This window comes from Neisseria sp. P0009.S007 (assembly GCF_051962515.1).
The window spans coordinates 1-1,526 of the sequence record NZ_JBQCVF010000036.1; the positions used below are offsets into that span (position 1 = coordinate 1).

At 47.9% G+C, this 1,526-nt stretch carries 2 protein-coding genes; both read left to right on the forward strand.

Features of this window, described 5'->3' with window-relative positions:
- Positions 1-122: 122 nt before the first annotated feature.
- Positions 123-1,385: an FtsW/RodA/SpoVE family cell cycle protein gene (locus ACTHS3_RS05260; RefSeq protein WP_004518878.1), complete on the forward strand. Its 1,263-nt coding sequence runs from the start codon at positions 123-125 to the stop codon at positions 1,383-1,385.
- A gap of 28 nt (positions 1,386-1,413) precedes the next feature.
- Positions 1,414-1,526, forward strand: a 113-nt coding sequence (locus tag ACTHS3_RS05265) for a glycosyltransferase (RefSeq protein WP_440367317.1), incomplete at its 3' end; no start/stop codon positions are given.

A 1,526-nucleotide genomic window follows, 5' to 3' on the forward strand; every position in this document is an offset into this window, starting at 1 on the left:
AGATTCTGAATTGTTGGTTTGGAAATAAACCTTTAAAATAACGTTAATTCATTTTTTCAGACGGCCTCTTGCCCATTTGCAGGCCGTCTGAATATTTTATTCAAGCCGTTACGGATGTTTTCATGATTAGTCTTTCCAAAATGCTTGACCGGCCGATTGCGCGCGATGGTCGGAAGTTTGATGTTTCTCTCTTGTGGATGGTCGTCTTAATGACGGTCTTCAGCCTGATTATGATTTATTCGGCTTCTATTGCGTATGCAGCATCGGAAGGGGGCAGCCAGTTTTCTTTTGTGTCCAAACAGGCAATGTTTATCCTGTTTACAGTGGCTATATGCTTGCCGCTTTTCCTGCTGAAGATGAGTTTCTGGCGGCGGATTATTCCGTTTTATTTTGCTGTTTCAGGTTTGCTGTTGTTGCTGGTTTTGTTTGTCGGCCGTGAGATTAATGGCGCGACGCGCTGGATTCATATCGGGCCGCTCAACTTGCAACCGACTGAATTTTTCAAATTGGCGACGGTCTTGTATTTGTCCAGCCTGTTTACGCGCCGTGAAGAAATGTTGCGCGATTTGGATTCTTTGGGTTGGTCGTCTTTGTTTACCGGTATTGGCGATTTGGTGTGCAGCCCTTTTAAAAGTGAAGCTTGGGTAAGGGTAAAGGAACGTTTCCGCAAGTTTAAGACCTTGATTCTGCCGATTATGTTGGTGGCGTTCGGTTTGGTTTTGATTATGGGTCAGCCGGACTTTGGCTCGTTTGTCGTGATTGTCGTGATTACCATGGGTATGCTGTTTTTGGCGGGCTTTCCGTGGAAGTATTTTGCCGTATTGGTGGCGACCGTTGTGAGTGGTATGGGTTTGTTGATTTTGGCCGCACCTTACCGTATGGCGCGTGTGGCGGCGTTTTTGGACCCTTGGAGTGATCCTTTGGGTAAAGGCTATCAGCTGACACATTCCTTGATGGCGATTGCGCGCGGCGGCTGGTTTGGCGAGGGCTTAGGAGCAAGTTTGGAAAAACGTTTCTACCTGCCTGAAGCGCATACTGACTTTATTTTTGCCGTCATCGGCGAAGAATTCGGCTTTTTAGGGATGCTGGTTTTGGTGTTCTGCTACGGCTGGCTGGTGTGGCGCGCGTTTTCCATTGGCAAGCAGGCGCGTGATTCGGGCTTGATGTTCAGCGCGTATATTGCCAACGGTATCGGTATTTGGATTGGTATTCAAAGTTTCTTCAATATCGGTGTAAACATCGGTATCCTGCCTACTAAAGGCCTGACTTTGCCGTTTATGTCTTACGGCGGTTCGGCTGTCTTTATCATGCTGGTGTGCGTTACTTTGTTATTGCGCATTGATTATGAAAACCGCCAAAAAATGCGCGGTTATTCGGTGGAGTAAAACCATGAGCGGTAAAACTTTTATGCTGATGGCCGGCGGTACGGGCGGCCATATTTTCCCTGCATTGGCGGTTGCCGAGTCGCTGCAAAAGCGCGGCCATCATGTGATTTGGCTGGGCAGTCAGGATTCGATGGAAGAGCG

Excerpts from the sequence above, each read along its gene's own strand:
- ACTHS3_RS05260 (WP_004518878.1), top strand. The coding sequence starts at position 123 with ATGATTAGTCTTTCCAAAATGCTTGACCGGCCGATTGCGCGCGATGGT.